The organism is Brevibacterium luteolum, from assembly GCF_025147615.1.
Classification (GTDB): Bacteria; Actinomycetota; Actinomycetes; order Actinomycetales; family Brevibacteriaceae; genus Brevibacterium; species Brevibacterium luteolum.
This window is the reverse complement of sequence record NZ_JALXPM010000030.1, coordinates 1-26,617: the sequence shown is the minus strand read 5'-3', so window position 1 is coordinate 26,617 and position 26,617 is coordinate 1. Positions and strand designations below refer to the sequence as shown.

The 26,617-nt window shown below is 68.3% G+C and carries 22 protein-coding genes; 9 read left to right on the top strand and 13 right to left on the bottom strand.

Features of this window, described 5'->3' with window-relative positions:
- Nucleotides 1-305: 305 nt before the first annotated feature.
- Nucleotides 306-2,198, top strand: a complete 1,893-nt coding sequence (locus M3C25_RS08785; RefSeq protein WP_259855948.1) for a M20/M25/M40 family metallo-hydrolase — start codon at nucleotides 306-308, stop codon at nucleotides 2,196-2,198.
- A 110-nt stretch (nucleotides 2,199-2,308) separates the two neighbouring features.
- Nucleotides 2,309-2,767, top strand: a complete 459-nt coding sequence (locus M3C25_RS08780; RefSeq protein ID WP_259855946.1) for a DUF3817 domain-containing protein — start codon at nucleotides 2,309-2,311, stop codon at nucleotides 2,765-2,767.
- A 68-nt stretch (nucleotides 2,768-2,835) separates the two neighbouring features.
- Here the strand turns inward: M3C25_RS08780 and menC are convergent, their stop codons facing one another.
- Both menC and M3C25_RS08770 read right to left on the bottom strand, forming a co-directional pair.
- The gene (menC, locus tag M3C25_RS08775; protein WP_259855944.1) at nucleotides 2,836-3,957 is read right to left on the bottom strand and encodes an o-succinylbenzoate synthase; all 1,122 of its coding nucleotides are present in this window, start codon (nucleotides 3,955-3,957) and stop codon (nucleotides 2,836-2,838) included.
- Between the two features lie 91 nt (nucleotides 3,958-4,048).
- Nucleotides 4,049-5,209, bottom strand: a complete 1,161-nt coding sequence (locus tag M3C25_RS08770; RefSeq protein WP_259855942.1) for a M20 family metallopeptidase — start codon at nucleotides 5,207-5,209, stop codon at nucleotides 4,049-4,051.
- Nucleotides 5,210-5,301: 92 nt separating this feature from the next.
- On the opposite strand from M3C25_RS08770, the gene M3C25_RS08765 reads away from it, so the two are divergent.
- The 3 genes from M3C25_RS08765 to M3C25_RS08755 all read left to right on the top strand — a co-directional run bounded on the left by M3C25_RS08765 (nucleotide 5,302) and on the right by M3C25_RS08755 (nucleotide 9,096).
- Nucleotides 5,302-6,795 carry a glutamate-cysteine ligase family protein gene (locus M3C25_RS08765; protein ID WP_259855940.1) on the top strand — a complete coding sequence of 498 codons (1,494 nt, stop codon included), beginning with the start codon at nucleotides 5,302-5,304 and terminating at the stop codon, nucleotides 6,793-6,795.
- Nucleotides 6,796-6,924: 129 nt separating this feature from the next.
- On the top strand, nucleotides 6,925-8,154 hold the full coding sequence (locus tag M3C25_RS08760; RefSeq protein ID WP_259855938.1) for a pyridoxal phosphate-dependent aminotransferase: 1,230 nt from the start codon (nucleotides 6,925-6,927) through the stop codon (nucleotides 8,152-8,154).
- A 24-nt stretch (nucleotides 8,155-8,178) separates the two neighbouring features.
- Complete coding sequence (locus tag M3C25_RS08755) at nucleotides 8,179-9,096, top strand: DMT family transporter (protein WP_165883905.1); 918 nt, start codon at nucleotides 8,179-8,181, stop codon at nucleotides 9,094-9,096.
- Between the two features lie 212 nt (nucleotides 9,097-9,308).
- On the opposite strand, the gene M3C25_RS08750 is transcribed toward M3C25_RS08755, so the two are convergent.
- The 5 genes from M3C25_RS08750 to M3C25_RS08730 all read right to left on the bottom strand — a co-directional run bounded on the left by M3C25_RS08750 (nucleotide 9,309) and on the right by M3C25_RS08730 (nucleotide 14,444).
- Complete coding sequence (locus M3C25_RS08750) at nucleotides 9,309-9,695, bottom strand: ArsR/SmtB family transcription factor (protein WP_165883904.1); 387 nt, start codon at nucleotides 9,693-9,695, stop codon at nucleotides 9,309-9,311.
- A gap of 265 nt (nucleotides 9,696-9,960) precedes the next feature.
- The gene (locus M3C25_RS08745) at nucleotides 9,961-10,539 is read right to left on the bottom strand and encodes a peptidoglycan-binding protein (protein WP_165883903.1); all 579 of its coding nucleotides are present in this window, start codon (nucleotides 10,537-10,539) and stop codon (nucleotides 9,961-9,963) included.
- Between the two features lie 169 nt (nucleotides 10,540-10,708).
- Nucleotides 10,709-11,272, bottom strand: coding sequence for an NlpC/P60 family protein (locus M3C25_RS08740; protein WP_259855934.1), 564 nt, complete (start codon nucleotides 11,270-11,272; stop codon nucleotides 10,709-10,711).
- 140 nt (nucleotides 11,273-11,412) lie between these two features.
- Entirely contained in the window at nucleotides 11,413-11,979 is a 567-nt protein-coding gene (locus M3C25_RS08735; RefSeq protein WP_259855933.1) for a peptidoglycan-binding protein, read from the bottom strand.
- Nucleotides 11,980-12,494: 515 nt separating this feature from the next.
- Complete coding sequence (locus M3C25_RS08730; protein WP_259855932.1) at nucleotides 12,495-14,444, bottom strand: acetate--CoA ligase; 1,950 nt, start codon at nucleotides 14,442-14,444, stop codon at nucleotides 12,495-12,497.
- Between the two features lie 156 nt (nucleotides 14,445-14,600).
- Between M3C25_RS08730 and M3C25_RS08725 the strand changes: the two genes are divergently transcribed.
- Nucleotides 14,601-14,936: a hypothetical protein gene (locus M3C25_RS08725; protein ID WP_165883899.1), complete on the top strand. Its 336-nt coding sequence runs from the start codon at nucleotides 14,601-14,603 to the stop codon at nucleotides 14,934-14,936.
- A 17-nt stretch (nucleotides 14,937-14,953) separates the two neighbouring features.
- On the opposite strand, the gene M3C25_RS08720 is transcribed toward M3C25_RS08725, so the two are convergent.
- The 6 genes from M3C25_RS08720 to M3C25_RS08695 form a co-directional block, all read right to left on the bottom strand.
- Nucleotides 14,954-16,567 (bottom strand): hypothetical protein, encoded by a 1,614-nt coding sequence (locus M3C25_RS08720; protein WP_259855924.1) that lies wholly within the window; start codon nucleotides 16,565-16,567, stop codon nucleotides 14,954-14,956.
- Nucleotides 16,554-17,207 (bottom strand): ABC transporter ATP-binding protein, encoded by a 654-nt coding sequence (locus M3C25_RS08715; protein WP_259855922.1) that lies wholly within the window; start codon nucleotides 17,205-17,207, stop codon nucleotides 16,554-16,556. Before M3C25_RS08715 ends, M3C25_RS08720 begins: the two co-directional genes overlap by 14 nt.
- Nucleotides 17,207-18,277, bottom strand: a complete 1,071-nt coding sequence (locus M3C25_RS08710) for an NAD-dependent epimerase/dehydratase family protein (protein WP_170273724.1) — start codon at nucleotides 18,275-18,277, stop codon at nucleotides 17,207-17,209. The genes M3C25_RS08715 and M3C25_RS08710 overlap by 1 nt, the downstream gene beginning before the upstream one ends.
- A gap of 57 nt (nucleotides 18,278-18,334) precedes the next feature.
- Complete coding sequence (locus tag M3C25_RS08705) at nucleotides 18,335-21,232, bottom strand: alpha/beta fold hydrolase (RefSeq protein WP_259855920.1); 2,898 nt, start codon at nucleotides 21,230-21,232, stop codon at nucleotides 18,335-18,337.
- A complete protein-coding gene (locus M3C25_RS08700) occupies nucleotides 21,226-22,251 on the bottom strand; it encodes a 3-oxoacyl-ACP synthase III (protein ID WP_170273723.1) in 1,026 nt (341 codons plus the stop codon). Before M3C25_RS08700 ends, M3C25_RS08705 begins: the two co-directional genes overlap by 7 nt.
- A 216-nt stretch (nucleotides 22,252-22,467) precedes the next feature.
- On the bottom strand, nucleotides 22,468-23,388 hold the full coding sequence (locus tag M3C25_RS08695) for a hypothetical protein (protein WP_259855918.1): 921 nt from the start codon (nucleotides 23,386-23,388) through the stop codon (nucleotides 22,468-22,470).
- Between the two features lie 185 nt (nucleotides 23,389-23,573).
- Here M3C25_RS08695 and M3C25_RS08690 point away from each other — a divergent pair, with 185 nt between their 5' ends.
- The 3 genes from M3C25_RS08690 (at nucleotide 23,574) to M3C25_RS08680 (ending at nucleotide 26,369) form a co-directional block, all read left to right on the top strand.
- Nucleotides 23,574-24,347: a DsbA family protein gene (locus tag M3C25_RS08690; RefSeq protein WP_102162384.1), complete on the top strand. Its 774-nt coding sequence runs from the start codon at nucleotides 23,574-23,576 to the stop codon at nucleotides 24,345-24,347.
- Entirely contained in the window at nucleotides 24,344-25,465 is a 1,122-nt protein-coding gene (locus tag M3C25_RS08685) for a cytochrome c biogenesis protein CcdA (RefSeq protein WP_259855917.1), read from the top strand. The genes M3C25_RS08690 and M3C25_RS08685 overlap by 4 nt, the downstream gene beginning before the upstream one ends.
- 100 nt (nucleotides 25,466-25,565) lie before the next feature.
- Complete coding sequence (locus tag M3C25_RS08680; protein WP_259855915.1) at nucleotides 25,566-26,369, top strand: 3-oxoacyl-ACP reductase; 804 nt, start codon at nucleotides 25,566-25,568, stop codon at nucleotides 26,367-26,369.
- Nucleotides 26,370-26,617 lie beyond the last annotated feature (248 nt).

Sequence of the window (26,617 nt, the reverse complement as noted above, 5' to 3'; positions counted from 1 at the left end):
ACAACACTTGCGCAGATGAGCAAAAGAATATTTCTGTGTGCTTTCTGAACGCCCGGATTCCGCGTGCATCCGCGGATCTCGGGGTTTTCGTTACCGAGCCGTTGCCGTCATTATCATTTCGTTACCAAACATGCAGAGAACTGTAATACTGTGGTGGACTGTGTGATGACTATCACGGGGTGATGCACGCCGAGGTGCAGCACCGTCAGATGGACCGAAAGGTTGTTATGTCGAATCGATTGGCACGCGCCGCAGTAGCAGTTACGGCCGCAGCGGCGCTCGGTCTGGGGATGACCTGCCCGGCAATGGCCGCTCCAGTGACAGAGCACACCGATATGGGTGTGACCGGTGACCAGGTGTTCAAGCACCTCACCGAGCTCAGCGAAATCTCCGAGGCCAACAAGGAGGATGGATACCGCGCGCTCGGCACCAAGGGCTATGAAGAGGCCTCCGAATACGTCGAAGGTGTCATGAAAGACGCCGGCTTCGAGGTTGAGCGTCAGGAGTTCGATCTCCCGCGGCAGACCTTCGACGAGGTCAGCCTGAGCGTCAACGACGAAAAGCAGGAAGACTTCGCAACAATCTCGAACGCCGAGGGCACCGAAGAGCCGCTCACGGACGTTCCGATGACCTTGCCAGCAGGTGATGGTGAGAACGCCGGGCTGGGCTGCTCCGGTGAGGCCTTCACCGAGGACAATAAGGACACCATCGTCCTCATCCAGCGCGGCGAATGTGCTTTCGGTGACAAAATCACCCACGCGAGCAAGGCCGAAGCAGCCGGCGTCATCATCTACAACAACCAGGATGGCGCCAGCAACTTCACCGCCGGCGATCGCGTCGAGGGCAACGCCCCCGCCGGTGCGCTGAGCAAGGCCGAGGGCGATGCCCTGGCCGAGCTGATCAAGGCCGTCGACCCGGAGAAGCCGGAGACCGCTGTCACCGCTGACATGACGGTTGAGACGACCTTCGAGACCGTCAAGACCTGGAACGTCATGGCCGAGACCAAGGCCGGCGACCCGGACAACGTGCAGATGATGGGCGCTCACCTCGACGGTGTCCCCGAGGGTCCGGGGGTCAACGACAACGCCTCCGGCGTGGCCGGACTCCTCGCTGTCGCCGAGGGCATGGCCGGACTCGACTACGAGGTCGACAACAAGGTCCGGTTCGGGTTCTGGGGCGCAGAGGAAGTCGGCCTCGTCGGCTCGACCCACTACGTCAACGACCTCGCGCAGAACAACCCTGAAGAGCTCAAGAAGATCAAGGCGTACCTCAACTACGACATGATCGGCTCGGAGAACTACGTCGTCGGCACCCTCGATTCCGATGGTTCGGATGTCCCGATCCCGGACAGCGTCAACGTTCCGGAGGGCTCGGCTGAGCTGGAGAAGATCTTCACCGACTACTTCGATGACAAGGGTCAGCCGCACATCGGCACCGAGTTCTCGGGCCGTTCGGATTACCAGGCCTTCATCGACAACGGTGTCCCGGTCTCCGGTCTGTTCTCCGGTGCCGACGGCATCAAGACTGAGGAAGACGTCAAGAAGTTCGGCGGCACCGCCGGCGTCCCGCGCGACCGCTACTACCACACGCCTGATGACAACCTGGAGAACGTCAACCAGGAATCGCTTGGCATCTTCGCTCCCGCGATGGCCTTCGCCGCCCACACCCTCGCCTACAACCTCGAAGAGGGAGACGACAACGGCGATGACGATGGCGGCAAGGATGACGACGCTCCGGCCGAACGCGGACTGACCGTCAAGCCTGAGCAGATCTCCCCGGCTGACTTCGTCAACGAGGACAAGGGCGTCACCATCATGGCGACCGGCTGCACCCCGGGCACCGAGGCCAAGCTGACCGTCGAAGCCCGCGGCATCGATGTCCTCAAGCACGAGGACACTGCCACCGTGGATGAGGACGGCAACGTCACCTTCGCCGTCCACGGCGTCAACGCCGATCGCCCGAACAGCTACGTCGGCACCTACGATGTCCGCGTTGCCTGCGACGGCGGCGAGGATCTCACCGGCACCTTCACCGTCGGCGATGTCAAGGACGACGACGGCAAGGGCGGCGAAGACGACAAGGGCAAGCTGCCGCGCACCGGCAGCGAAGCCGGACCGCTCGTCTGGGGCGCTGCTGCACTGCTGATCGCAGGCATCGGCATCACCGCCGCAACCCTGCGCCGGAAGTCCAGCCTCTGATCGGACACCTGATGATCAGCTGAGATCCCTCAGCTGAGAGCACAGGGCCGGTGGCACACGCCACCGGCCCTGTTGCGCATTCACTCAGACTGCTTCGGCACAATGGTCGGGTGACTCCCAAGAAGCTCTTCACCACGTTCGCGATCGCCGAGGCCATCACCTGGACGCTGCTCATCGCCGGCATGATCCTCAAATACGTCACCCACACCACCGAACTCGGTGTGCGCATCGGCGGCGGCGTCCACGGGTTCGTCTTCCTCACCTACTGCGTCGTCACGGTGCTCATCGGCACCTCGCAGCGGTGGAAAGTTGGGCAGATCGCCACCGGCCTGCTCTCGGCGATCATCCCGTATGCCACGATCCCCTTCGAGATCCACGCCCGCCGGGCCGGACTGCTCGACGGCTCCTGGGAGCTCGGCGCGGGCAAGCGCGAACCGCGGAACTTCTTCGAAGGCTGGTGCGACTGGGCGATCCGCCGCCCGTTCGCCGCACTCGTCGTCGGCTTCGTCGGCGTCGCCTGTCTCTTCGGGGTGCTGCTGTTCCTCGGCCCGCCGATCCCCAAGGGCTGAGCGCCCCTCACTGCACACGAATGCGGCCGGCCACAGGGGAGGATCCCGGTGGCCGGCCGCTGTGTATGTCAGTCGGGCGTGATGGTGTATTCGGCGACGCGGAACTTCTCCAGCTGGCCCGGGTCGATCGTCACACCGAAACCGGGGCCTCTCGGCACATCGACGACACCGTCGTGCATGACGATCTCCTCGGTGATGTCCTCGTGGAAGAACCGCTTCGAACCGGACACATCACCCGGCAGCGTGAAGCCAGGCAGCGACGCCATTGCAGCATTCGCGGCGCGCCCCAGTCCGGTTTCGACCATGCCGCCGTGCCAGACGGCCACGCCGTGCGCGCGGCACAGATCGTGGATGCGCTTGGCTTCGATGTAGCCGCCCACCCGGCCGGGCTTGATGTTGATGACCGAGGTGGCGCCCAGGCTGATGGCATCGGCAGCCGCTTCTGCGGAGACGATCGACTCATCGAGGCACATCGGGGTGTCCATGAGCTTGGCCAGCTGGGCGTGCTGGCGGATGTCGGCCTCGCCGAGGGGCTGTTCGATGAGCAGCAGACCGTAGTCGTCGAGCTGCTTGAGGTGGTTGGCGTCGACGAGCGTGTAGGCGGCGTTCGCGTCGACCTGGAAGAGGAAGTCATCACCGAACTCGCGGCGCACCGCTGCTACCGGTTCGATGTCGGCACCGGGCTTGATCTTGAGCTTGATGCGCGCATACCCCTCATCGAGGTAGCCGCCGATCGCGGCGAGCAGTTCGGGGATCGAATCCTGGATGCCGACCGAGACACCAGAGGGGATCTGGTCGACGACGCCGCCGAGGTAGTCCTTGAAGGACAGGTTCTGCACCTTCAGCTGCGCTTCGATGACGGCCATCTCCAACGCTGACTTGGCCATCGGGTGGCCGATGATGTGGCGCAGGTGCCAGCCGACGGTCTCAGCGGTGAGATTCTCGACGCGGAACAGCGCCGGTGCCAGCCAGTCGCGGGTGACGGCGATGCCGCCTGCGGTGTACTCATCGGAGTACAGCGGCCCGACCATCGCGACCGACTCACCCCAGCCGGTGACCTCGCCGCTGCCGGTGTCGAAGTGCGCCTCGACGAGGTAGCAGTCCTTCTCCGTCTCCTTCATGAACGAGGTGGTGAAGGGGCTGACGAGCGGCAGCCGGATCTGGTGGAGGGTCAGCGAGGTCAGTTTCATGGCAGGCTCCCGTGCGGCGCGGCGGCAGATGGTACGGCCACCATAGCAATGGAGTGTGATGCCGGTCGCAGGCCGGTCCCGAGGTGGTGGTTCAGTCGGCGAGCTGGTCGGCGATGAGGGCTGCCAGCAGTGCCGTGCGCGGCGGGATCTCGGAGATGATCGCATGCTCGTGCTCGGCATGCGCGCCATCGCCGACGGCCCCGAGGCCGTCGAGGGTGGGGATGCCGTCTCCGGCGGTGAAGTTGCCGTCCGAGGCCCCGCCGACAGCGGTGCCGGTCGGCTCGGCGATGCCGATCTCACCGGCCAGCGCCACGGCCCGGTCGAAGAGGTGGGCTGCGGCGTCGCGTTCGAAGGGCGGCCGGTTGATCCCACCGGTGACCTCCACCTCGGCGCCGGGCATCTCAGCCTTCACGGCCCGCATCTCCGAATCGATGCGCTCCTGTTCCGAGGTCAGCCGGGCGCGCACATCGACGTGGACCGTTGCCTTGGCTGGCACGGTGTTCGGAGTGGTGCCGGCGGTGATCGTCGTCGGCACGACGGTCGTGCCCTTCTCGTCATCGGCCATCTCGGCGATGAGCGGCGTGAGGCGGGCGAGTTCGAGACCGGCGTTGACGCCCTTCTCCGGTTCCAATCCGGCGTGGGCGGCCTTGCCGTGGACGGTGACCTCGTAGTCCGAGGTGCCCTTGCGGGCGAGCTTGAGGGAGCCTGCGGCCGAGGCCTCCATGACGTAGACGGCCCGCGCGCCGGCGGCCTCGTCGCGGATGAGCTGGGAGGATGTCGTCGAGCCGAGCTCCTCGTCACCGGTGATGAGGATCGTGAGTCCATCGAGTGCTGAACTGTCTGCGGCCTGTTCGAGCAGCATCGCGGTGGCGTGGATGCTCATGATCGTGCCGGTGAGCATGTCGAAGCTGCCCGGCCCGCGCAGGATCCCGTCAGCGGCCGAGAACGGCAGCCGCTCCAGCGTGCCGTGCGGCCACACGGTGTCCTGGTGATTCAGCAGCACCACCTTCACCGGTCCGGAACCGAACCGCAGGCGCAGGTGCGTCACCCCATCGATGACCACCACCTCGGGCGCGGTGCCCACTCGCTCCTCGATGAGCGCGGCGAGATCCCGGGCGCCGGCGGCGACCGCAGCGTGGTCCTCCGAGGGCGTCTCCAGGGTGATGACCCGCTCCAGATCGGTCAGCATCTGCGGCAGCCGCGCCTGGGCGACATCGGGCAGAGCGGCAAAGTCGACGGAGCGGTCAGTCATGAAGTCCTCAATTCCACACAGCGGCGTACCAGTCGGGACCATTGTATGCCGCAGGCCTGCCCAGGCGCGGTCCCGGCACGTATCATTGAGCCATGGGAGATGACGTTTCGCGGCAGCGCTACTCGCCGGAGCAGAGGACGACGTACCGCGAGCAGCTGAATGCGGATCTGGAGACCTTCGATTCGTATCTGCAGGAGGCGGAGTTCTCCAGCCAGGGTACGATCGGCCTCGAACTCGAGCTCAACCTCGTCGATGCGGACATGCAGCCGGCGAAGATCAACCGCAAGGTGCTCGAGTCGATCGACCATCCGGACTTCCAATCTGAGATCGGCGCCTACAACATCGAGCTCAACCATCCCGTCCTCACCGTCCAGGGCGATGGCCTCACACAGCTGCACGACGGGGTGCAGTCCCGCCTCGACATGGCCCATGCCGCAGCAGCCGAGCACGGCGCGAAGGTCGCGATGATCGGTACGCTGCCGACGCTGACGACTGAGTTCCTCGAAGACCCCAGCTGGGTCACCGATGAGAACCGGTACCGGGCGCTGAGCAATGCCGTCATCGACATGCGCGGTGAGCTTGTGCGCATCGAGGTCCACGACCGCGAGTACTACCGGCACGACTTCACCGATGTCGCCCCCGAATCGAGCTGCACCTCGATGCAGCTGCACCTGCAGGTCCCGCCCAACCGGTTCGCCACCGCCTGGAACGCCTCGCAGGCGATGGCCGCAGCCCAGGTGGCGCTGAGCGCCAACGCCCCGCTGTTCGCCGGGTACAAGCTGTGGCATGAGAACCGCATCCCGGTCTTCACCCAATCGATCGACACCCGCACCCCCGAGCTCGTCACCCAGGGAGTGCGCCCGCGGGTGTGGTTCGGTGAACGGTGGATCACCAGCGTCTTCGACCTCTTCGAGGAGAATGTGCGCTACTTCCCGCCGATGCTGCCCGAAAGCCGCGAGGAGTCCGGCACCCCGGTGATGCTCGGCAGCTCTCCGGCCCTGCACTACCTCAACCTGCACAACGGCACGGTGTGGCGCTGGAACCGGCCCATCTACGCTGCCGACGGCGATCTCGCCCATGTGCGGCTGGAGAACCGGCTGCTGCCGGCCGGGCCCACGGTCACCGACCTCGTGGCTGATGCCGCCTTCTACTACGGCGTGGTGAAGTACATGGGTGAGGAGAACCGGCCGGTGTGGTCACGGCTGTCGTTTCCCGATGCGGAGAAGAACTTCTTCGCCGCTGCCCGCTCCGGGCTGTACTCGCGGATCCTGTGGCCCAAGCTCGGCCGCGTCGACGTCGCCGACCTCATCCGCACCACGCTTGTGCCGCAGGCGCGCAAGGGCCTGCAGATGCTTGACGTCGATGCCGCGATCATCGACGAGTACATGGACATCATCGAAGCCCGCGCCCGCACCCGGCAGAACGGCGCGACCTGGCAGCTGCGCACGCTCATGGCGCTCAAACCGCGGCTGACCGAACCGGACACCGCCGAGCGCCGCGACGCCCTCAAGCGACTGCTCGAGCTCTACATCCGCCACCAGTCCACCGGGGCCCCGGTGCACACCTGGCCGGTCGGCGACCAGTAGGCGACCACTGCGGCGACAGGCTCTGCGATCCGGTGCGGCGATGGGCGCTGCGATCCGGTGCGGCGACCCGGCGGGCTCTCGCGCCTGTCGGGCCGGGATCAGCTGGGCATGGTATGAGAAGCTGGCGGTATGACACAGCGCAGCATCCGCATCTCTGAGCGAGCCCAGGCCGTCCGCCCGTTCGCCGTCATGGACATCGTCTCCCGGGTCGCCGAACTCAAGGCCGCTGGCGAGGACGTCATCTCCCTGTGCGTCGGCGAACCCGGCCAGGGCGCGCCGGCCGCTGTGCGCGCTCGGGCGGAGGAGATCATGCGCGACGGCACCGACCTGGGCTATGTGCCGGTCACCGGCATCCGCGAGCTGCGCGAGGCGCTGTCGGGTCACTACCGACGCTGGTACGACCTCGATGTGCCGGCCGACCGGTTCTTCATCACCACCGGCTCCTCCGGCGGGTTCCTGCTCGCCTTCCTCGCCGCCTTCGACGCCGGCGACCGCGTCGCACTCGCCCGGCCCGGCTATGCCGCCTACAAGAACATCCTCACCGCCCTCGGCTGCGAGGTCGTCGAACTCGACTGCGGCGTCGACGAGCGCTTCCAGCCCACCGTCGAACTGCTCGAAGCCGCCCAAGCCGAGGCTCCGCTGCGCGGCCTCATGGTTGCCTCACCGGCCAACCCGACCGGCACGATGCTCGACCGCGACAGCCTCATCGCCCTGAGCCGGTGGTGCCGGGACAACGGCGTTCAGCTGATCTCCGATGAGATCTACCACGGCATCACCTTCCCCGGCACGCAGGCCACCGAATCCGGCAATCCCAACGGCGAGACCGCCATCGCCTACGACCCCGACGCCATCGTCATCTCCTCGTTCTCGAAGTACTGGGGCATGACCGGCTGGCGGCTCGGCTGGGCGATCATGCCCCCGGAGATCCACCAGGCCGCCGCCGGCTTAGCCGGCAACATCACCCTGTGCGCCCCCGTGCCGGCCCAGCACGCCGGAGTCGCCGCCTTCTCCGAAGCCGCCTATGCCGAGGGCGAGGCTGCCGTGGCCGGCTTCGCCGCCGCCCGCCAGTACGTCCTCGACGCCGTCGGCGAACTCGGCTGGAAAGACCTCGCACCCTGCGACGGCGCCTTCTACATGTACGCCGATATCACCGATGTCCTCGGCCCCTACTCCACAGCCACCGAATGGTGCGCGGCACTTCTGGAGGAGGAGCGAGTCGCACTCTCACCCGGCCTCGACTTCGACAACGTCCACGGCGACGAGTGCGTGCGCCTGTCGCTGGCCGCCGGCCCCGACCAGATCTTCGCAGCCCTGACCCGCATCAGGGCCTTCACCGAACGGCTGCGCCATGCAGCCTGACGTCCCCGCAGCACCGAGGCGCCGGTGAGCCTGACCGACTCGCCAGCACTCGCCCGCCTCGGAGTGCTGACCGCCGCAGTCGGCCTCGGCTCGGCGGCGCTGCTGCTCATTCTCGCCCAGGCCACCCCCTCGACGGCGGCGTTCCTGCGCTGCGCGCTGGCGATCATCGCGCTCGCCCCCTTCGCCGTCGCCGAGGTGTCCCGCCGTGGTCTGCCCGGTCGCCGGACTGTGGGGGTCGCCGCAGCTGCCGGAGCGTTCCTCGGTCTGGACTACATCATGTGGGCCCAAAGCGTCTACGACGCCGGCGTCGGTGTCTCCACGGTGCTCATCAGCGTTCAGGTCGTCGTCTTCCCCGCTCTCGTGTGGCTGCTGCACCGTCAGCATCCCGGCCGGCTGTTCCTGTGGTGCATGCCGGTCATGCTCGTGGGCATGCTGCTGACCGGCGGCGCATTCGGCGTCGACCCCGGTGCAACCGCTCCCCTGCGCGGGGCGATTCTCGGGGTGCTCTCTGGTGTGCTCTACGGCGTCTACATCTACGGTACCTACCGCTGCCGAGTGCTCGACCCGGGCCTCATCGTCACCCCGGTGCTCGTCGCCACCACCTCGGCCGGCGCTGTCACCCTCATCGGCGGGCTCATCCTCGGCGGCTTCGACTTCGATCTAGGGGTCGGCGGCTGGGCGGCGATGGTCGGCCTGGCAGTGCTCGGTCAGGCCGGCGCATGGGGCCTGCTGGCGGTGTTCTCCACCCGCCTGCCGGTCACTGAGACCGCCTCGCTCATGCTCGCTCAGCCGATCACTGCGGTCCTGCTCGGCACGCTGCTCGCCGGAGAGCAGCTGGCGATCGGCCAGTGGGCCGGCATTGCGGTCGTCATCGCAGTGGTGTGGCTCGTCTCCGGGGGCATGCGCCTGCTGCGCACACGCGGCCGGCGACCGGCGCGCTAGCTGCGCCTTTCCGCGCGGAATTCCTCGACAGGCGGGTCTGCCACGGTGCAGTGACGGATGCCGTATTGTGCTATGTCCTACTCGGGTCCCCCGACATGTCCGAGGTCGCCTGAGCAGCAATAAGCCCCGCTGAGCCTGGCCGCAGCGGGGCCTAAGCGTCGTATCGAAGGTGATGATGAGGGGGCGGGAGGTGTTCAGCCGCGCACCGGCGATCAGAAGTGCTGTTCGGTTGCGTGGGTCATGGCGTCGACGATGATGTGTGCGACGTGGTCGTCTTTGAGCGAGTAGATCGCCTCGCGACCGACGCGGTCGACACTGACGAGGTGCAGTCCACGCAGCAGCTTGAGGTGCTGGGACACGAGCGGCTGGGACAGCGCCGTCTGCTCTACCACGCTCGAGACGGTCGTCGGACCGTGCGAGAGCACGAGCAGGATGCGCAGCCGAGACGGGGTTGCCAGGGCCTTGAACAGTTCTGCCGTGCGGCTGATCGTCAGATCATCGCGCACATTGGTGGGGACGTCGGTCAACGGTGTTTCGGAGACGTGGGGGTGGTCGTCGTGTGTGCGTCGGAGGGAAGATGCGTCGGCTTCGTTGAGCATGGGAGGACTGTACCTTTGGACGACGGGCCGCAGGCGACGATGGTCGCATCGCGGTTGTTTTACTGGGAGATAGTCAAATTATCAGAAGATGCTGGATTCCCTGTGAAAGGCTCGAAAGCATTGAGCGGGAGCTCCCATACCTGGATGTGTCACGCTCAGCATGTGTGGATCGTCGCGGTCGACTCGACCGTGCTGTGAATCGCTCCACCATGCTGTGACGGTGTGCTCAGCGATCGTGTGGTCTGCCATTGAATCCTCGTGGGTGTCAGGGTGACGCGGTGACGGTGTCGTGGGACTCGAGGATGTCCTCGGCCAGCGACTGCCATCGGCCATAGGCGTGCGGGAAGCCCGAGCGCTGGACCGCTTGGGCGGCTTCGTTCGGGGTCATCGACTCCCAGCCGGAGATGTGCACCAGCCCCGGGTTGCGTCCTTGGGGATTGACGCCGTAGAAGGACTGCGCGGCCCACACCGGGTCCTGCACCTCCTCAGGTGTGCCCCAGCCCTGCGAGGGCCGCTGCTGGAACAGGCCGAGTGAGTCGCGGTCGCCGTAGTCGAGATTGCGCAGTGAGGACTCCTGCAGCGCGGTCATGAGCGCAATGACGATGGCGTCATCGGGCAGGTCGGCATCCCGGCCGACGCTGATGATCGTCTCGGCGTGATCGAGCTGGCTGCTGTTGAGCCGGTCCACGTGGCTGAGCTCCCACTGGCGCACGATCGTCGGGCCGGTCACGCCCATCGCGCCGATGGCCCAGACGACGACGTACACCGCGGCGAGGATCGCTGCGGTGATGCTGAATCCGATGGCGGGGCCGACGAGCTGCGGTCGGCGGGTGGAGCTGGCCATGGCAGACATGCTAGCCCGTGCCCGGCGGATTTCGACACCCGCGTCGGCTGGGGGTGCGGTGCAGACTTCGTCACAGTCACGGGCCCCGGTTGCAGGGGGCACGACGAGAGCGGGCCCCAGCTGCGCTCAGACCCGCTCCCATGTCGGTGCCGGTGGGATGGCGCTGGAATCAGAGGCTGTTGAGGCGGTAGGCTTCGAAGCCCTCCAGTCCGTTGTACGGGTAGCCGATCTCCCGGGCCACAGCTCCGGCGTCGCCGGCCTGTTCGAGACCGTGGTAGGCGGTCTGCTCAGCGTTGGCCCAGCCGTTGAAGATGGCGACATGGCCTGCAGCGCCGCCGGTGCCCGGGCCGCCGCGCATGAGCACGTCACCTGGCTGCAGGTCCTCCTTGGCGATCGGATGGGCGACGTCGACGAGCGTCACGGTGCTGAGGCTGTCGTCAAGTGCCCAGGCCATGGAGACGAATCCTGAGCAGTCGGTGCGGTAGTTCTTGCCGTTAATGTCCGGGTAGTAGGCGGACATGCTGTACGGCACGCCCTGGTCGACCCAGAACTGGGCGCGGTTGATGATCTCGGCTCGCCGGTCGTTTTCGACGGTCTGCTCTTGGGTGGCTGCGGTGTCCGGTCCCGAGGCGGCGGTCGCCGGGGCGACAGCGATGCCGGTTGCGGCGAGGGTCAGGGCAGCGGTAGCGGTGCCGATGCGGCGGGCGGTGGAGGACAGGGGTGTGATCGACATGGTTTGCTCCGTTCGTCACAGGGTGTGTGGGGATGGTCGGTGCCGGTATGCGTCCGGGCGAGGGGAGGGGTGGGTCGGCTTCCTGTGGGTTCTGGGCTGCCCTCAGGAAGTCATCGGATCAGCGGGGACGACCGGCAGGGTCAGGGGATCGCCGGTGCGTCGCCTTGGGCGGCGAGCAGTTCGCGGGCCAGCGGCTCCCACTTGGCGTAGGCATCAGGGTAGGCCGAGCGCTGCACTGCCTGCGCGGCCTGGGTCGGGGCCATGCTCTCCCAGCCGTTGATCTGGATGAGACCGGGGTTCGAGCCCTCGGGGTTGATGCCGTAGAAGGACTTCGAGGCGTAGACCGGGTCGGTCACCTGCTCGGGTGCACCCCAGCCCATCGACGGGCGCTGCTGGAACAGACCGAGCGAATCACGGTCGCCGTAGTCGAGGTTGTACATCGAGGATTCCTGCATTGCGGTCATGAGGGCGATGACGATGCCCTGGTCGGGCAGTGCGCCACCGCGTCCGACACCGATGATGGTGCGGGCGTTGTCGATCTGCGTCTGGTCGAGGTCGGCCACGGTGGTGAATGCCTCCTGCCGCTGTTCGACCGGAGCCGCGGCCGGGTCGAAGCTCGGGGCGGCCATCGCCGGTGATCCCATAATCCCGCCGCCGAGGATGCCGGCAGCGAGAGCGGTGGCCAGCAGTGTCTTGGAGAGTTTCATGACGGTGCTCTTTCAGGGGTTGATTGACTCTGTGCTGTGTCTGCTGAGCCCAGCTGCCCGTGAGGCTGACAGGAGATCTGGGGATGGTCTCCCGTCCCGGTCTCGGCGACGTGTTTAACAATCGCAACCGTTTTGTGATCTCTCAAGGCCCCGAATCTGACTGAAGTCTGATCATCGGCTGCACTGTGCGTGGGAATCCCGGATTGCAGCTCCAATGCCCACCTGCCGCATCCGGCATGCACATGCGGACCGGCGCGGTCATTGAGGTCTCAACCGTCGGGCTGGGTGCTTCAGCCAGGGCAGATGAAAGAAACCTCCATGCGTCCGCACTATGAGAGATCTTCATTGACGTTGAAGCCGAGGCGGCCTCATCGTCTACGACCTTCGCAGAGCCTCTCTGCACGTTTGTCGTAGACTTTCGCGCCCTGTCCCGAGCGCCTCCGGCCGTCGTGCGGTGACTGCACTGCGGGCCCTGGCCGCTATCGACTCAGGACCCGCAGTGAGCGCAGTGCGTCTCAGGCCTCCCGCAGTGCGCTGCGCATGTCCTCCAGCACGTCGGGATCCTCGATCGTCGAGGGCACAACGACGTCCTCGCGGCCGTCGGCGATCTCGCGCATCGTCTTGCGCAGGATCTTGCCCGAACGGGTCTTCGGCAGCGCGGAGACAACGTCGACGCGCTTCATCGCCGCCACCGGGCCGATGTCCGAGCGGACCAGCGAGACGAGATCGGCCTTGACCTTCTCCTCGTCGGTCTCCGGGCCGTCCTTGAGCACAACGAACGCCCGCGGGATCTGGCCTTTCGTTGCGTCGTAGACGCCGATGACCGCACATTCGGCCACGGCCGGGTGGGCGGCGATCGCGGCCTCCATGATGCCGGTCGACAGGCGGTGACCGGCGACGTTGATGACGTCGTCGGTGCGGCCCATGACGTAGACGTAGCCGTCGTCGTCGATGAGCCCGCCGTCGCCGGTGAGGTAATAGCCGTCGAAGGCCGAGAGATAGGAGGAGACGTAGCGTTCGTCATCATCCCACACGGTGGCCATCGTGCCCGGCGGCATCGGCAGCCGGATGACGACGAGCCCGTCCTGGCCGGCCGGCACCGGATTGCCGGCGGCGTCGAGAACCTCGACCTGGTAGCCGGGCACCGGCTTCGTCGGTGAGCCGGCCTTGAGCGGGTAGGTGTGCAGGCCGATCGGATTGGCGGCGATCGGCCAGCCGGTCTCGGTCTGCCACCAGTTGTCAATGACCGGGATCGACCGGCCGGTGGCCTCGGCGAGCTTCTCGGTCGTCCATTCATAGGTGTCCGGGTCGAGCCGCTCACCGGCCATGTACCAGGCCTTGAGCGAGGCCATGTCGTAGCGCTTCATCATCTCGCCGTCGGGGTCCTCCTTGCGGATGACGCGCATGGCGGTCGGGGCGGCGAAGAAGACGTCGACGTCGTGTTCGGCGACGATCCGGAAGAACGTCGAGGCATCCGGTGTGCCGATCGGCTTGCCTTCGAACAGCACGGTCGTCACCCCGCCGATGAGCGGAGCGTAGACGATGTAGGAGTGGCCGACCACCCAGCCGACGTCTGAGGCGGTGAACATCGTGTCGCCGGGATGTAAACCGAAGATGTTCGGCAGCGACCAGGCGAGTGCGGTCGCGTAGCTGCCGTCGCGCACGATCCCCTTGGGCTTGCCGGTGGTGCCGGAGGTGTAGAGCACGTAGAGCTCATCGGTGGAGGCGACCGGCGTGCACGGGGCGTGCTCGGTGGTCGCGGCGAGCAGCTGGGCATAGTCGAGGTCGCGGCCGTCGGTCAGCTCGCACTCGTGCTGCGGACGCTGGACGATGACGGTGAACTCCGGGTCCTCCTCGGCCTTCTCGATCGCGGCATCGAGAAGGGGCTTGTACTCAATCGTCCGGTTGCGTTCGATGCCGCAGGACGTCGAGATGATCGCCTTCGGGCGCAGGTCGTTCATCCGCACGGCCAGCTCGTTGGCGGAGAATCCGCCGAACACGACCGAGTGGATTGCGCCGAGCCGGGCGCAGGCGAGCATCGCGATGACCGCCTCGGGGATCATCGGCATGTAGATGACGACGGTGTCGCCCTTGCTGATGCCCCGCTCGGCCAGCGCCTGGGCGAACCGGGCGGTCTCATCGAGCAGATCGGCGTAGCTGTAGTGCTTGATCTGGTCGGTGACCGGGGAGTCGTAGATGAGCGCGGTATCAGACCCGCGGCCGCTGTCGACGTGCCGGTCGAGGGCGTTGTAGCAGACGTTGAGCTCACCGTCGGGGAACCAGCGGTAGATCGGGGCGCGCGAGCTGTCGAGGGCGCGGGTCGGCTTCCTCACCCAGTCGATGAGCTCAGCGGCGTCGAGCCAGAAGCCCTCAGGATCCTCGGCGGCCCGGGCGAAGGCGCGGTCGTAGGGAGTGTCTGTCGGCTGCTGCGCCGTCGAGACGGCGCTGTCGGTGTGATCGCTCATACTCTATTGTTGCCTACAACACACCAGAGTTGAACAGCGGGTCCCCGAACTTCACGGCTCACCCTCAGGCAGGGCTGGGCGCCGTCGCCGAGGCGGTGGTCGGGTCTGCAGACACGTGCCGGTGCGCAGGAACACCGGCGAAGGAGCTGGAGAAACATGCGCTACGTCGTTGCCCTGGCCTTGGCCGCGCTCGCGGTGCTCGGCGTCCACTGGGCGATCGGGCTCGGCACACTGCCCCGCCCGTGGGGTGCGCTGGGCCTCGGCACCGTCGCCGGTGTCACGCTGGTGGCGACCCTCATCGTCTGGGAGATCATCAGCCCGAGTGAGGAGAACGCCGACCGCGACAAGCGCATCGCCGTCGAAGAGGCCGCCAAAGACGAGCAGCGCGAACTGCGCCGCGCCCAGCGCGAGGCCGCCCGCAACGCCCGCCGCCGAGGCGAGCAGGCCGGGCCGCGCGAACCGGGTGCCGGGCGACCAGACGGCACCGACTGAGACCCCTCGTCACCAGGTCACTGGTGTCCGCTGCGACGCAGCCGGTAGACCGCCCAGCCGGCCACGCCGGCCAGCAGCACCGCACCAGCTGCCGGTGAGACCACTGTGCTGGCAGCCAGCAGCATGCCCAACGCGCCGAGCGATGTCATAAGGACCGGGGTGGTCAGCTGTGCGATGACGCCGACGGGCAGCGCCCCGGCTTCGGTCATGACCGCAGGTGCCAGCCAGTTCGGCGGCGGCCGGAGCGCCGCATGCGTCGCGGCTGCCGCGCACAGGAGTGCGAAGAGGCAGGCGAGGGCGAGCAGGACCGGCTGACCGAGCTGGACGGTTATCGGTAGGAAGACGAGCACACCGGCAGGCAGCAGCACGGTGGCAGGGGTGAGTGCGATGAGGAGCCGGCAGGTGCCGCTGCCAAACGGGAACACCTCGGTGAAGGCAGGGTTCGCAGCACAGGCGCGCACGCTCATGACGGCCAGCCAGCCGGCGATCCCCAGGCTCAGGCAGGCGATGAGGACACCGGCGACCGGCAGCTGACCAAGCGGCAGCGCGCTGGCCGCCCACGGCAGCAGCACCGTTATGGCGAGCAGCACCGGTACGCCTGCCGTGCGGGTCAGCCCGATGAGCAGTCCGGTCGGCAGGGCCAGCAGGGACGGCAGCCGCCTCAGGCGTGCCAGCTGACCGGATGCGTTCCGGCAGGCGCGCAGGCGGGCGAAGAGGGTGGTGGCCATCGCATTGGCATCGGCGGTCACCAGCCCGAAGCGCATGAGCTGCGAGGACCGCGACCCGGCTTCGAGCTGCGGCCACGACAACCGTGGGGGCCTCAGCACCATCCACACGGCTGCGCTGACGACGGTCAATACGAGGGCTGCGGTGAAACCGAGCGCGACAGGTGCGCTCAGACCGCTCGCTGCAGCATGCATGACCGGACCGGCGAAGTCGCCCAGCGGTGCGGTGAGGGCAAGCACCGCCAGTGCCGCGACCGCCGCCCACAGCAGCCGGTCGCCGAGATGCTCAGTGTCGACCGTCGTGCCGAACAGGCCAGCCTGCAGGACGATGAGGATGAGGGCACCAGCCGCTCCGGTGGCCGCCAGCACGCCCACAAGTGCGATCGCGGCAGCTGCGGTGATGCCGAGGTCGAGGATCACCGCGCCACCGGTGACCTGCCAGGACAGGTGCGGCACGACCGCCAGCAGCCCGATGATGATCCCGCCGAGCACCCCACCGAGGATGACGGCACTCAGGCGGCGGCGCAGCCAGGACGGGCTGAAGCCCGGGTGCTGGAACAGCCACACCCGCACTGGCTCGGGCAGCCCGAGCGGACCGAGGCGGGTGAGCAGCCACGTGAGCACAAACATCCCGCACGCGGCGATGAGGACCGACTGCAGGACGGGGAACGGGGAGGCGACCACCGCCTCGGCGACGGTGCCGGCCGGCCCGGCGGTGAGCGCCGCGACTAGCGGTGCGGCCAGGGACTGCGCGGCCGAGGCGAGGACGGCGATGAACACGGCTGCGGCCAGCGCGTAGGTGTAGACCGCCCCGGCGCTCAGCGTGTGCGGGCGGCGGCTGCGGGTGAGCCGGGCGAGGCCGGCAGGGGTGAGGGGGTGCGGCAGGGCCGGGTCAGGCGGCGTCATAGCCCAGCGTCCCGTCGGGGTGTTCGCAGATCTGCACGGTGGTGGTGCGCTCGGGGTCGATGAGCGCGTCGTCGTGGGTGGAGAGCAGAATCGCCGTGCCGCTCTCCGCGCGGGCAATCAGCAGGCGGCGCAGCGCCTGGACCGAGGCGGCATCGAGGTTCTGCTCGGGCTCATCAAGTAGCAGCACCTCGGCTGACCGGAAGAGGGCGCTGGCCAGCAGCACCTTGCGCCGCTGCCCGCTGGACAGCGCCTCCGGGTAAGCGTCGAGGAACCGGATCGGCAGGTTGAGGGCGGCACAGATCTCGGTGATGGCCGCCTCGGGAGAGGTGACGTCATGGGCGCGGGCGAGCAGCGTCAGGTGCTCACCGGCGGTGAGCCCGGTGAGCCAGGCGTCGTCGCCGAGGAGGGCTGCAACCTGCCGCTTCCAGGCAGACCCGGTGTGGTCTGCCGGTTCGCCGCCGAGCAGCACGCGGCCGGAAAGCGGCGTCTGCCGGCCGGCGATCGTCTGCAGCAGGGTCGATTTGCCGGCCCCGTTCGCCCCGGCCAGCCGGGTGATCGACCCGGGCTGCAGCTGCAGGCTAAGCGGCGGCAGGGCGAATCCCGCCGGGTAGCCGGCGACGAGTCCGTCAATGCTGAGCATCAGCGGCCTACCGTCAGCGCGGCCCCAGGGTCGGGTGCGGTGCCGCCGTAGTGGGCGGCAAGTTCGCCGAGCCCCTCCTCGATGCTCACCCGGGGCGTCCAGTTGAGGACTTCGCGGGTGCGGCGCTGGTCGAACCAGTGGGCGGTCGAGAGCTGTTCGGCGAGGAACCGGGTCAACGGCGGCTCATCGGAAAGCGTCTCGTGCAGGCGGGCGGCAGTCGTCTCGGGCAGCCGGCCGGCCAGCGTGTCCTCAACCTCGGCGGCGAGATCCCAGACCTTTTCGACGACGGTGCCGGCGGCCAGGGCGGCGGGCACGGGCACGCTGAGCTTCGGGCGGCGAGCCCCTCCGGCCAGCGCCATCTGGGTCATGAGCTCACCGACCGGCCGCGGTTGGCCGTTGGTGACGACGAGCGCCTCCCCGTGGTGGCGGTTGACGGCGGTGAGCCCGGCGACGATCGCGTCGACGGCATTGGTGATGTAGAGCGTGTCGACAAGTGCCGCCCCGGTGCCGAGCACCGGCATCCGGCCGGCGCGGGCGCGGTCGATGATCCGCTCGGTCAGCTGCGTGTCCCCTGGCCCCCACATGAGGTGCGGGCGCAGCACGAGCACCCGGAAATCCTCACTGTCAGCGGCCAGTGCCAGCAGTTCGCCGTGGGCTTTGGTGCGCGCATACTCACCGCGGGCATGCTCCGGATCAGCCGGGCCCGCCCCGACGCCGACAAGCGAGTCACCGGCATGGGCGACCGAGGGGGAGGAGATGTGCACGAACCGGCTCACCCCTGCATCCTGGGCCGCTGAGAGCAGTGTGCGGGTGCCGGCGATGTTGATCGCCTCGAAATCGGCCGGATCCCCGGCCATTGAGACCTTCGCTGCCAGGTGGACGACCGCCTGCTGCTCGGCCACCGCCTCGGCCACGGCAGCAGCATCGGTGATCGAGGCGGCGATGTCCCGCGCCCCGCCGACCCCGGAGGGGCGGCGCTGCAGGGTGGTGACCGTGTGCCCGGCGGAGACGAGTGCGGCAGCGACTGAGGAGCCGAGCAGACCGGATGCGCCGGTGACGAGAATCTTCACTGTTCCTCCTGGTGAGCTGGCTGGTGCGATATGTGCTGGCCGGTCCCGAGGGGGTCGTCAGGGTGTGCGGATCGGCTCGCCGCCCAGCACGGCGGCGGCCCAGTCAGCCAGCCGGGAGCGGTCGATCTTCGAGTTGTGGCGGATGTCGGTCGGGAACGACGGGGCGATGAGCACGGCGGCGACGTCCGAGCCGGTTACGGCGGCCACCTGAGCGCGCAGTCGCTGGGCGACCGGCAGCGGTGCCAGGCCGGGGGCCAGGGGTTCGCGGGATTCCGGGTCGCTGCCGGTGGCGGGTTCGAGCACGAGGACGAGTGCCTGTGTGCCGGTCGGTCCGACGCCGACGGCCGCCGAGCGCAAGACTGCCGGGTCGCGGTCGGTCAGCGCTTCGATCCCGCCGGGGCCGAGCGGCCCGGCCGGGGTGGTGATGATGTGCTGGAGGCGGCCTTCGATCCAGATGCGGCCAGCGGTGTCGATGTGGCCGATGTCGTTGGTGCGGTGCCAGCGCTGTCCGTCGAGCGTGTCGCGGCCGGCCTGCTGGTCGGTCGACCACAGCCGGTCGTAGCCGTCCTTGATGTGGGCGGCGGAGACGACGAATTCTCCGAGCACCTGCTGGGCGTCCGTCCCGGTCAGCAGCTCATCGGCAGACCGGCCGTCGGCGCCGATGGGGGCCAGGGCGAAGCGCACCCCGTCGATCGGGGTGCCGACGCACACGCCGCGCGCCGCCTGTGCACCTGGGCCTGCATCATCGGCGCCGTCGGTGCGCGCGGTGCCGTCCGACCTGGTGCCGTTCGAGCCGGTGCCGTCCGTGCGCGCGGTGCCCTCCGCCTCGGCGGTGGCCACTGCGTGCCGGTCGATATCGGCCAGCAGCAGCCCCTCGGTCATCCCGTAGGGGGAGTGGATCTGTGCGTGCGGGAAGACCTCTGCCACCTGGTTCATGAGCGACAGCGGCACCGGCGCTCCGGCCGAGAGCGCGAGCTCGACCCCGGCACAGGCGGCCCGCTGTGCCTCGGTGAGGTCACCGGCGGTCGCGCAGACGTTGGTGTAGGCGGCAGGTGAGGCGAAGACCATCGTGCAGTCCGCCTCGGCGATGGCATCGGCTAGGGCCGCGGCGGTGAGCGTGCGCGGTTTCGTCACCGACATGTCCGGAGTCACGCTGGTGACCCCGAGGCCGGGGCCGAAGAGCGCGAACGGCGCGAACCCGGCGACGAGGCCGGCGCCTGGGCGCATGTCGAAGGTGCGGGTGAGCACGTCCATGAGGGCGGCGAGCTGGGCGTGGGTGTAGCGCACGCCCTTGGCCGGGCCGGTTGAGCCGGAGGTGAAGAGCACCGCAGCCAGATCCGCGGGTGCTGGGGTGCGCAGCGGCTCACCGGCGGCGAGGTGGGCGTGGCCTTCGCGGATGAGTTCGGTCAGCGAGGTCTCGACGTTCAGCGCCAGCCGCTCGGGACCCGGCAGGGGGCTGATGGAGATTCGCCGGCCCGGCCAGCCGGCGGTGCGAGCCAGGGTGAGGCCGGGAAGTTCGCCGATGATCCACTGCGGGTCGGCAGACCGGATCGCCCGGGTCATCCCGGCCACCCCGAGGCCGGCGTCGGCGACGACGACGGTGCCGCCTGCCTTGAGCACGCCGTAGGCGGCGGCTGTGAGGTTGTTGCCGGGGGTTACGAGCAGCGACACCCGGTCGCCGGGCGCCAGGCCGCGGGCCTGCAGTCCGGCTGCGATTCCGTCGACGACGCCGGAGAGCTGCCGCCAGCTCACCGACTGCGGCGGGTTCTGGGACATGTCGACCGAGGCGATCGCCTCGTCGTCGGCGCGTTCGGCCAGCGCATCGTAGATCATCCGGGAGGTGGTCGGAGCAGCGGTGGTGGGCGCCTGGTCGTCGGCCGCTCCCGAGGCGCCCGTTGCCTCAGCAGTCCCGGTCGCCTGGCCAGGTGCGTCGAACTGGGCGGAGAGCCAGTCGAGGACGATGCCGGCGACATCGGCGTCTTCGCTGACGAGGTGGGAGGCCTTCTCACAACGGTGGATATCGGCCTGGGGCAGGCGGTGGCGCAGATCGCGCAGGAACCGCTCCAAGAACACCGGGTCCTTCGGCCCCCAGATGAGCAGGGCCGGCAGGTCGATGCCGGCGATGTCGTCACCGAGGCGCTGCAGCTCGGCGTACGACGGGTGGGTCTCGACCGCCGGGATGTCAGCGACGAAGGCGCCGATCCCGCCGCGCAGCTCAGCCGTGCGGTACGGGGCGCGGAAGGCGTCCTTTTGTGCATCGGTCAGCGAGCCCTGGGCCAGGGCGAGGGTGGTGCGCAGGAACCAGTCGGTGCGCACTGTTGACAGCGGCAGCATCGGCCCGGCCAGAGCCGCCTGCAGGGGTGCCGGGATCGGGGTGCCCTCCGGCTGGGCGACAGCGGTGTTGAGTGAGATGACCGCGTCGATGCGGTCCTGATTGCGGGCCGCCCACGTCAGCGACAGCACCCCACCCCAGTCGTGGCCGAGGGTGACGGTGCGCTCGGCCGGGCGCTCGGCGAGGAGCTCGGTGACAACGGCGTCGAAATCCGCGACGCGTTCGGCGATGCGCCGGAAACCAGGACCGTGGGTGGTCGGCAGGCCGGTGTGTGAGAGGCGTTCGGAGAATCCCATCTCCAGCTGGTCCGGGGCGATGACCCGCCAGACGGGACCCCCGCCTCGGGCACGGTCAAGCGAAACGGCAGCCAGGTGGCGCCACAGGTAGGACCAGGTGGGGTTGCCGTGCAGAGCGAGGATCGTGCCGGCTGGTGCGAGCCCTTCGGCCTGCAGGGCCGGCAGCGTGTCGAGGACGTGGAAGGTGCGCTCGCCGTCGACGGTGCCGACGGTCACGAGACGCGACCACTGCTCATCCCAGCCCGGCAGCGCACCCGGCGTCGAGGCGGGCCGGGCCGGCAGGCCGGAGCTGCCAGGACGCAGGCTGAGGCCGGGCAGTCTCACCACTCGATCTCCGTCATCGCCGTGTTCAGGCCCGAGCCCACGCCCATGCACAGCACCCGGTCGCCGGCACTGAGCTCAGCGGCCTTGCGGGTGAGCGTGATCGGCAGGGAGGCCGGGCCGACGTTGCCGAGCTGCGGGTAGGTCTTCGGGATCCGGGTCGTGTCGAGGTCGACGGCCTTGGCGATCGAATTCGTGTGGATGTCAGAGACCTGATGCATGACATAGGCGTCCATGTTCCGCCAGTCCCAGCCGTCGCCGTGGGCGGTGTGCCAGGCGGTGGTGACGAGTTCCATGCCGTTCTCCAGCAGTCCCTTGGCGTCGGTGAACATGCCGTCGTGGTCGCCGACGCACAGCTGATGGTTCCACGTCGCCGCCCGGGTCACCCCGCCGAGGATCCGGTGGCCCTCCGGGTGCTTGTCCGCCGGGCCCAGCAGGGCGGCCGAGGCGCCGGAGCCCAAGGTGAGCGAGGCGAACTCGTTGAGGTATTCGGCCCGGGTGATCTCCGGGCGGGAGAGCCGCTCGATCGTCGACTCCTGCACCCGGGAGGCGTCCTCACCTGCGACGATGAGGGCGTAGTCGAGCTGGCCGGAGTCGATCATCGTCGCTGCCAGGGTCATGCCGTTGACGAACCCCAGGCAGGCGTTGGTGAGATCGAAGTTCATGGCGTGCGGCTGCAGGCCGATGCCGTGGTGGATCGACACCGCAACAGAGGGCTCGAGGTTCTCGCGGGTGACGGAGGTGTTGATCATGAGCCCGACCTGCTCGGCGTCGATGCCGGTCTCGCGCAGCACCCTGCGCCCGGCCTCGGCGGCACCGGTGGAGAAGTCCGAGGGGTGCTCCCAGTTGCGGCGGGCGTTGACCCCGGCGACGCGTTCGAGCAGGCCGTGGGGCAGTCCCAGACGCTCAAGGGTTCCGGCGAGTCGCTGGTCGAAGGAGGCCGAGGTGACCTCCACGGGTGCCGTCACCTCGACCAGGCCGAGGAGCGCGACGTTGGAATGCCGGAAAGTCGAATTGCCGTTCAAAGAAGGGTCCGTTTCGCAAGGTTGACGGTGCAGAGTCTCCGACTCATCCTAATACCCAAGCTGGCAAATCACTGCAACCGGCAGGTGCCCGGCGTTCGGCGTCCCTGCGCGCTCAGGCGGCGGTCGCGGCCCCGGGCAGGGAGCTGGAGGCGAGGATCGACGGCACCGGGCCCGAGGCGGTGTGCGGCTGCTCGTTGACAGCAAGGGGGCTTGTGGTCACCGGGGTGTGGGGGTGCTGCGCACCGTGAGGCGCACAGCGATCGCCAGGGCGAGGCCGGCGGTGATGGCTGCCAGCAGGTCCGGGGCCCCGATCGTCAGCAGTTCGATGACGCTCAGGCGGGCGTCGTGGTCGAGTTCGCCGTCGGAGGCGAAGCGCGGCAGCCGGGCGAACAGCAGACCGAGGCCGAGGAGGTAGATGAGCAGGCAGGCTGCGAGCATTATGCGCGGGTGGGCCAGCAGCCATACCCCGCTGATCGCGAGGATGACAGCGCAGCAGCTGAAGAGGATCAGGCAGGCAGTCGGCCACGCCGAATCCGTCGCCGGCGCGTCGGTGCAGGTGGACACGGCCATGAACAGGGGTGCGGCGCTGAGCAGGCAGGCGAATCCGATGATGCGCCGGATGCGCGGCAGGTCATCACCTGTCCGGCCGGCAGTCGGGTCGGCGGTCACGGGTGCAGGGGCGGTTGTCGGTGTACCTGGGTCGGTCGCTGCAGCCGGGGGTGTCGCTGCGGCCGGAGTGCGCGCCGCGCGCTGCGCTTCGATCGCGCCGACGACGGCGACGGTGAGGACGATGAGCCCGGCGAGGGCGGTCAGCAGGCTGCCGGCCAGGTACATGAGCCCGGCACCGATGTTGGCGCCACCTGAGTGGGCGAGGTTGTCCAGCAGCAGCCGCAGCGTGCCGAAGGCGAACAGCCCGGCAGCCAGGCTGCAGCCGATGAGGAACGCCGCGCGCACCGCGCGGCTGGCGTAGCGCGCGAAGACGCCGAGGAGGATGAAGGTGAGGCCTGCCGCGGTGAGCGCCAGTGTGGCTGCCAGCAGCAGCGAGGCGAAGAGCACCTCGATCCAGACGGACAGGCTGGCAGCCAGCAGGCAGGGTGCGCCGAGGGTCAGGGTGGGAAGTCCCGCAGTGCGGTTCACGTCGAAGTCGCCTTCCGGATGGGGATGCCGCGCAGGCGGCTGGGCAGGGGAGGAGGCTGTGCTGACACCCTATATCCCCGTCTGCTCCGAGGCGCGGCGGTGCGCCTGACAGTCTCGCCCTAAGCGGCAGGTGACCTTGTGTTCAGCGTGTGCACAGGCGCCAGAGCCTTCGTTATGGTGGGGACGTGCGTGCCAATTCGCGTCCCTTCTGGTTCTGGGCGATTCCGGTGAATATCCTCGTCATCGCCCTCATCGCGATCTTCATCCTCGTCATCGACGAGGACGACCAGCCTGCCCCGGTGGCTGAGCAGACCCGAACGGCTGGCCAGGGAGGTGACGCCGGTGCCGGCGCTTCGCCTGCTGCCGACGGTGACTCCGACGGCGAGACCCCCGGCGAAGCCCGGCGTGACGTTGAGGACCCCTTCGGGCTCGGCAACCCCGAGTCGCCGGTGGCGATGGTCGTCTTCACCGACTTCCAATGCCCGTTCTGCGCCAAGCACTCCGCCGAGGTCGAACCGCAGCTCATCGACCAGTACCTCAATGAGGCGAAGCTGCGCATCGAATGGCGCGACGTCGACTTCTTCGGCGAGGACTCCAACCGCGCCGCCCGCGCCGCGTGGGCGGCCGGCCAGCAGAACCTTTACATCGAGTTCCACCAGAGCCTGTTCGGCGACGGCGAGCCGCTCGACCCCCCTGACCTGACACAGGAGAAGCTCACTGCGGCCGCGCAGGCGCTGAGCATGGACCTCGCGCAGTTCGAGCGCGACATGGAATCCGATGAGGCCTACCAGCACGTGCGCGACAACGCCGAAGAGGCCGCCGAGGTCGGTGCGTTCTCCACCCCGGCCTTCGTCATCAACGGGCAGCCGATGTCCGGTGCACAGCCGTTGGAGGAGTTTCAGAAGGCCATCGAGGCCGCTGAGCAGGACAACCCGTACGAGGCAGGAGGCAGTTCATGACCATCGGACTCACCGCAGTGTTCCTCGGTGGCGTGCTCGCTCTGCTGAGCCCGTGCGGGGCGCTGCTCATCCCGGCGTTCTTCGCCTTCAGTGTCTCCGGTGGGACGAAGCTCGTCGGCCGGGCGGCGATGTTCTTCATCGGGCTGCTCACGATCCTGCTGCCGATGGGTGCCGGCGCCGGTTTCATCGGCGCGCTGCTGACCGCCCACCGCACCACCCTCATCATGGTCGCCAGCGTCCTGCTCATCATCTTCGGGCTGCTGCAGATCTTCGGGCTCGGCTTCGACCTGGGCCGCTTCATGCCCGAGAGTCTGCGCAACCCCGGCGCCGGCAGCGGCGGCACCGCCTCGCTGCTGAGTGCCTACGTGCTCGGCATCGTCTCCGGTGTCGCCGGGTTCTGCACCGGCCCGATCCTCGGTGCCGTGCTCACCCTGGCGGCCTCGGGCGGCAGTCCGCTCACCGGCATGTTCTACCTGTCGGTCTATGCGCTCGGCATCGCGGTGCCGGTGTTCGTCATCGCCGTTGTCTGGCAGAAGCTCGGCGCCGATCGGATCTCGTGGCTGCGCGGCAAGACGATCACGATCGCTGGCCGCGACTTCCACACGACCTCGCTCATCTCCGGCATCGTCTTCATCGCCGTCGGCGTCATCTTCATGGCCACCAACGGCCTCGTCGGCGTCCCGGAGATCATCTCCACCGCGACCGCCGGAGCACTGCAGGAAGCGCTGCTCGCCTTCGACCGCACGATCCCGGCCTGGGGCAGCATCCTCATCATCGCAGGCGTGCTCATCGTTCTGTGGTTCCTCATTTTCTACCCCCTCACCGCCCCGGGCAGGAAGCTCGGCTTCGACCGTTCGAAACTGCCCGGCGGCGAGGACGGCGACCGTCCCGCTGACGGCGCCGCTGCGACCCGCCCGGGTGAGGCGTCCGTCCCAGCACGCGACGTCGCCGAGGCGGAGGGAACCTCAGCCTCGGAACCGGCCACCACCGCCTCGGAACCGGCCACCACCGCCTCGGAACCGGCCACCACCGCGTCGGGAGGGGATCAGGCCGCTGGCGACGGAGAGTTCCTCACCCGCCGGCAGCGCCGCGCAGCCGAACGCGCCGGACGGGGCTGAGCCCCGCTGAGCGCGCACTGCTCAGACCGGTGCGAACCGGATAGGCTGGTGGCACCTCACGTCCACGGGCCGCGTGCGGCCCCAGCCTTAGGGAGTTTCGATGTCGAACGCGCAGGCTCACACGACGGCGGCGCTGCCGCTGAACGAACAGCTCGTCCTTGTCACCGGAGGCGGCCGCGGGCTCGGCGCCGCGCTCGTCAAGGCCTTCTACCGCGAAGGCGCGGCACTCGTCATCAATTACCGCTATTCGGCTGACCAGGCCCAGGAGCTCGCCGAGCAGATCCGGGCCCGAGGCGGTCGCGCGCTGGCCGTCGAAGCCGACGTCACCGACTTCCGCCAGGTGGTGGCGATGTTCGAGACCGCCCGCGAGGAGTTCGGCCAGCCGGTCTCCACTGTCATCAACAACGCGCTTGTCGACTTCTCCTTCAACGGCGATGAGCGCCCGGACGCCGATGAGATCGCCTTCGCCGCCTTCGAGCAGCAGTTCCGCGGCACCGTCGGCGGGGCGATCCACGTCATTCAGGCTGCGATGAGCGGATTCCGCGAGATCGGTTCGGGTCGGGTCGTCAACATCGGCACCAACCTGTTCCAGAACCCCGTCGTGCCCTACCACGACTACACCGCCGCGAAGGCCGCGCTGCTCTCGCTCACCCGCACCTACGCCAAGGACCTCGGCCCGTTGGGTGTGCGCGTCAACATGGTCTCCGGCGGGCTGCTGCGCACCACCGACGCGTCCTCGGCCACCCCTGATGAGGTGTTCGATGCTATCGCTGCGAACACGCCTCTGGGGCATGTCACGACGCCGGAGGAGTTCGCCTCGGCAGTGACGTTCTTCGCCTCACCGGCTTCACGCGCGGTGACCGGCCAGAACCTCATCGTCGACAACGGGCTCGTGATGGACTGAGCTGCCGGTGGGGTGATGCGGCGAGCACGTCCGGTCACCCCACGAGGAGCGCTCCGGCGGTAGCCCGCTTAGGCAGGCGGATACATCATTCGGGGAAGAGTGTGACTGGGTCGGCTAGTTCGGCTTGGAATCGGGAGTGGAAGAGCGGTCGTTGGGTTCGGTCGAGGGTCTGGGGTGGTATCCAGGCGGGTAGTCCGTTGATGAGTGTGGATCGCCAGCCGTGGCGTTCGTGCCAGGCGTGGTGGAAT

Bases quoted from the DNA above. Each gene is read 5' to 3' on its own strand.
- M3C25_RS08785 (WP_259855948.1), top strand. From the start codon at position 306: ATGGCCGCTCCAGTGACAGAGCACACCGATATGGGTGTGACCGGTGAC.
- menC (WP_259855944.1), bottom strand. From the start codon at position 3,957: ATGAAACTGACCTCGCTGACCCTCCACCAGATCCGGCTGCCGCTCGTC.
- M3C25_RS08770 (WP_259855942.1), bottom strand. From the start codon at position 5,209: ATGACTGACCGCTCCGTCGACTTTGCCGCTCTGCCCGATGTCGCCCAG.
- M3C25_RS08765 (WP_259855940.1), top strand. From the start codon at position 5,302: ATGGGAGATGACGTTTCGCGGCAGCGCTACTCGCCGGAGCAGAGGACG.
- M3C25_RS08760 (WP_259855938.1), top strand. From the start codon at position 6,925: ATGACACAGCGCAGCATCCGCATCTCTGAGCGAGCCCAGGCCGTCCGC.
- M3C25_RS08750 (WP_165883904.1), bottom strand. From the start codon at position 9,695: ATGCTCAACGAAGCCGACGCATCTTCCCTCCGACGCACACACGACGAC.
- M3C25_RS08745 (WP_165883903.1), bottom strand. From the start codon at position 10,539: ATGGCCAGCTCCACCCGCCGACCGCAGCTCGTCGGCCCCGCCATCGGA.
- M3C25_RS08740 (WP_259855934.1), bottom strand. From the start codon at position 11,272: ATGTCGATCACACCCCTGTCCTCCACCGCCCGCCGCATCGGCACCGCT.
- M3C25_RS08735 (WP_259855933.1), bottom strand. From the start codon at position 11,979: ATGAAACTCTCCAAGACACTGCTGGCCACCGCTCTCGCTGCCGGCATC.
- M3C25_RS08730 (WP_259855932.1), bottom strand. From the start codon at position 14,444: ATGAGCGATCACACCGACAGCGCCGTCTCGACGGCGCAGCAGCCGACA.
- M3C25_RS08725 (WP_165883899.1), top strand. From the start codon at position 14,601: ATGCGCTACGTCGTTGCCCTGGCCTTGGCCGCGCTCGCGGTGCTCGGC.
- M3C25_RS08720 (WP_259855924.1), bottom strand. From the start codon at position 16,567: ATGACGCCGCCTGACCCGGCCCTGCCGCACCCCCTCACCCCTGCCGGC.
- M3C25_RS08715 (WP_259855922.1), bottom strand. From the start codon at position 17,207: ATGCTCAGCATTGACGGACTCGTCGCCGGCTACCCGGCGGGATTCGCC.
- M3C25_RS08685 (WP_259855917.1), top strand. From the start codon at position 24,344: ATGACCATCGGACTCACCGCAGTGTTCCTCGGTGGCGTGCTCGCTCTG.
- M3C25_RS08680 (WP_259855915.1), top strand. From the start codon at position 25,566: ATGTCGAACGCGCAGGCTCACACGACGGCGGCGCTGCCGCTGAACGAA.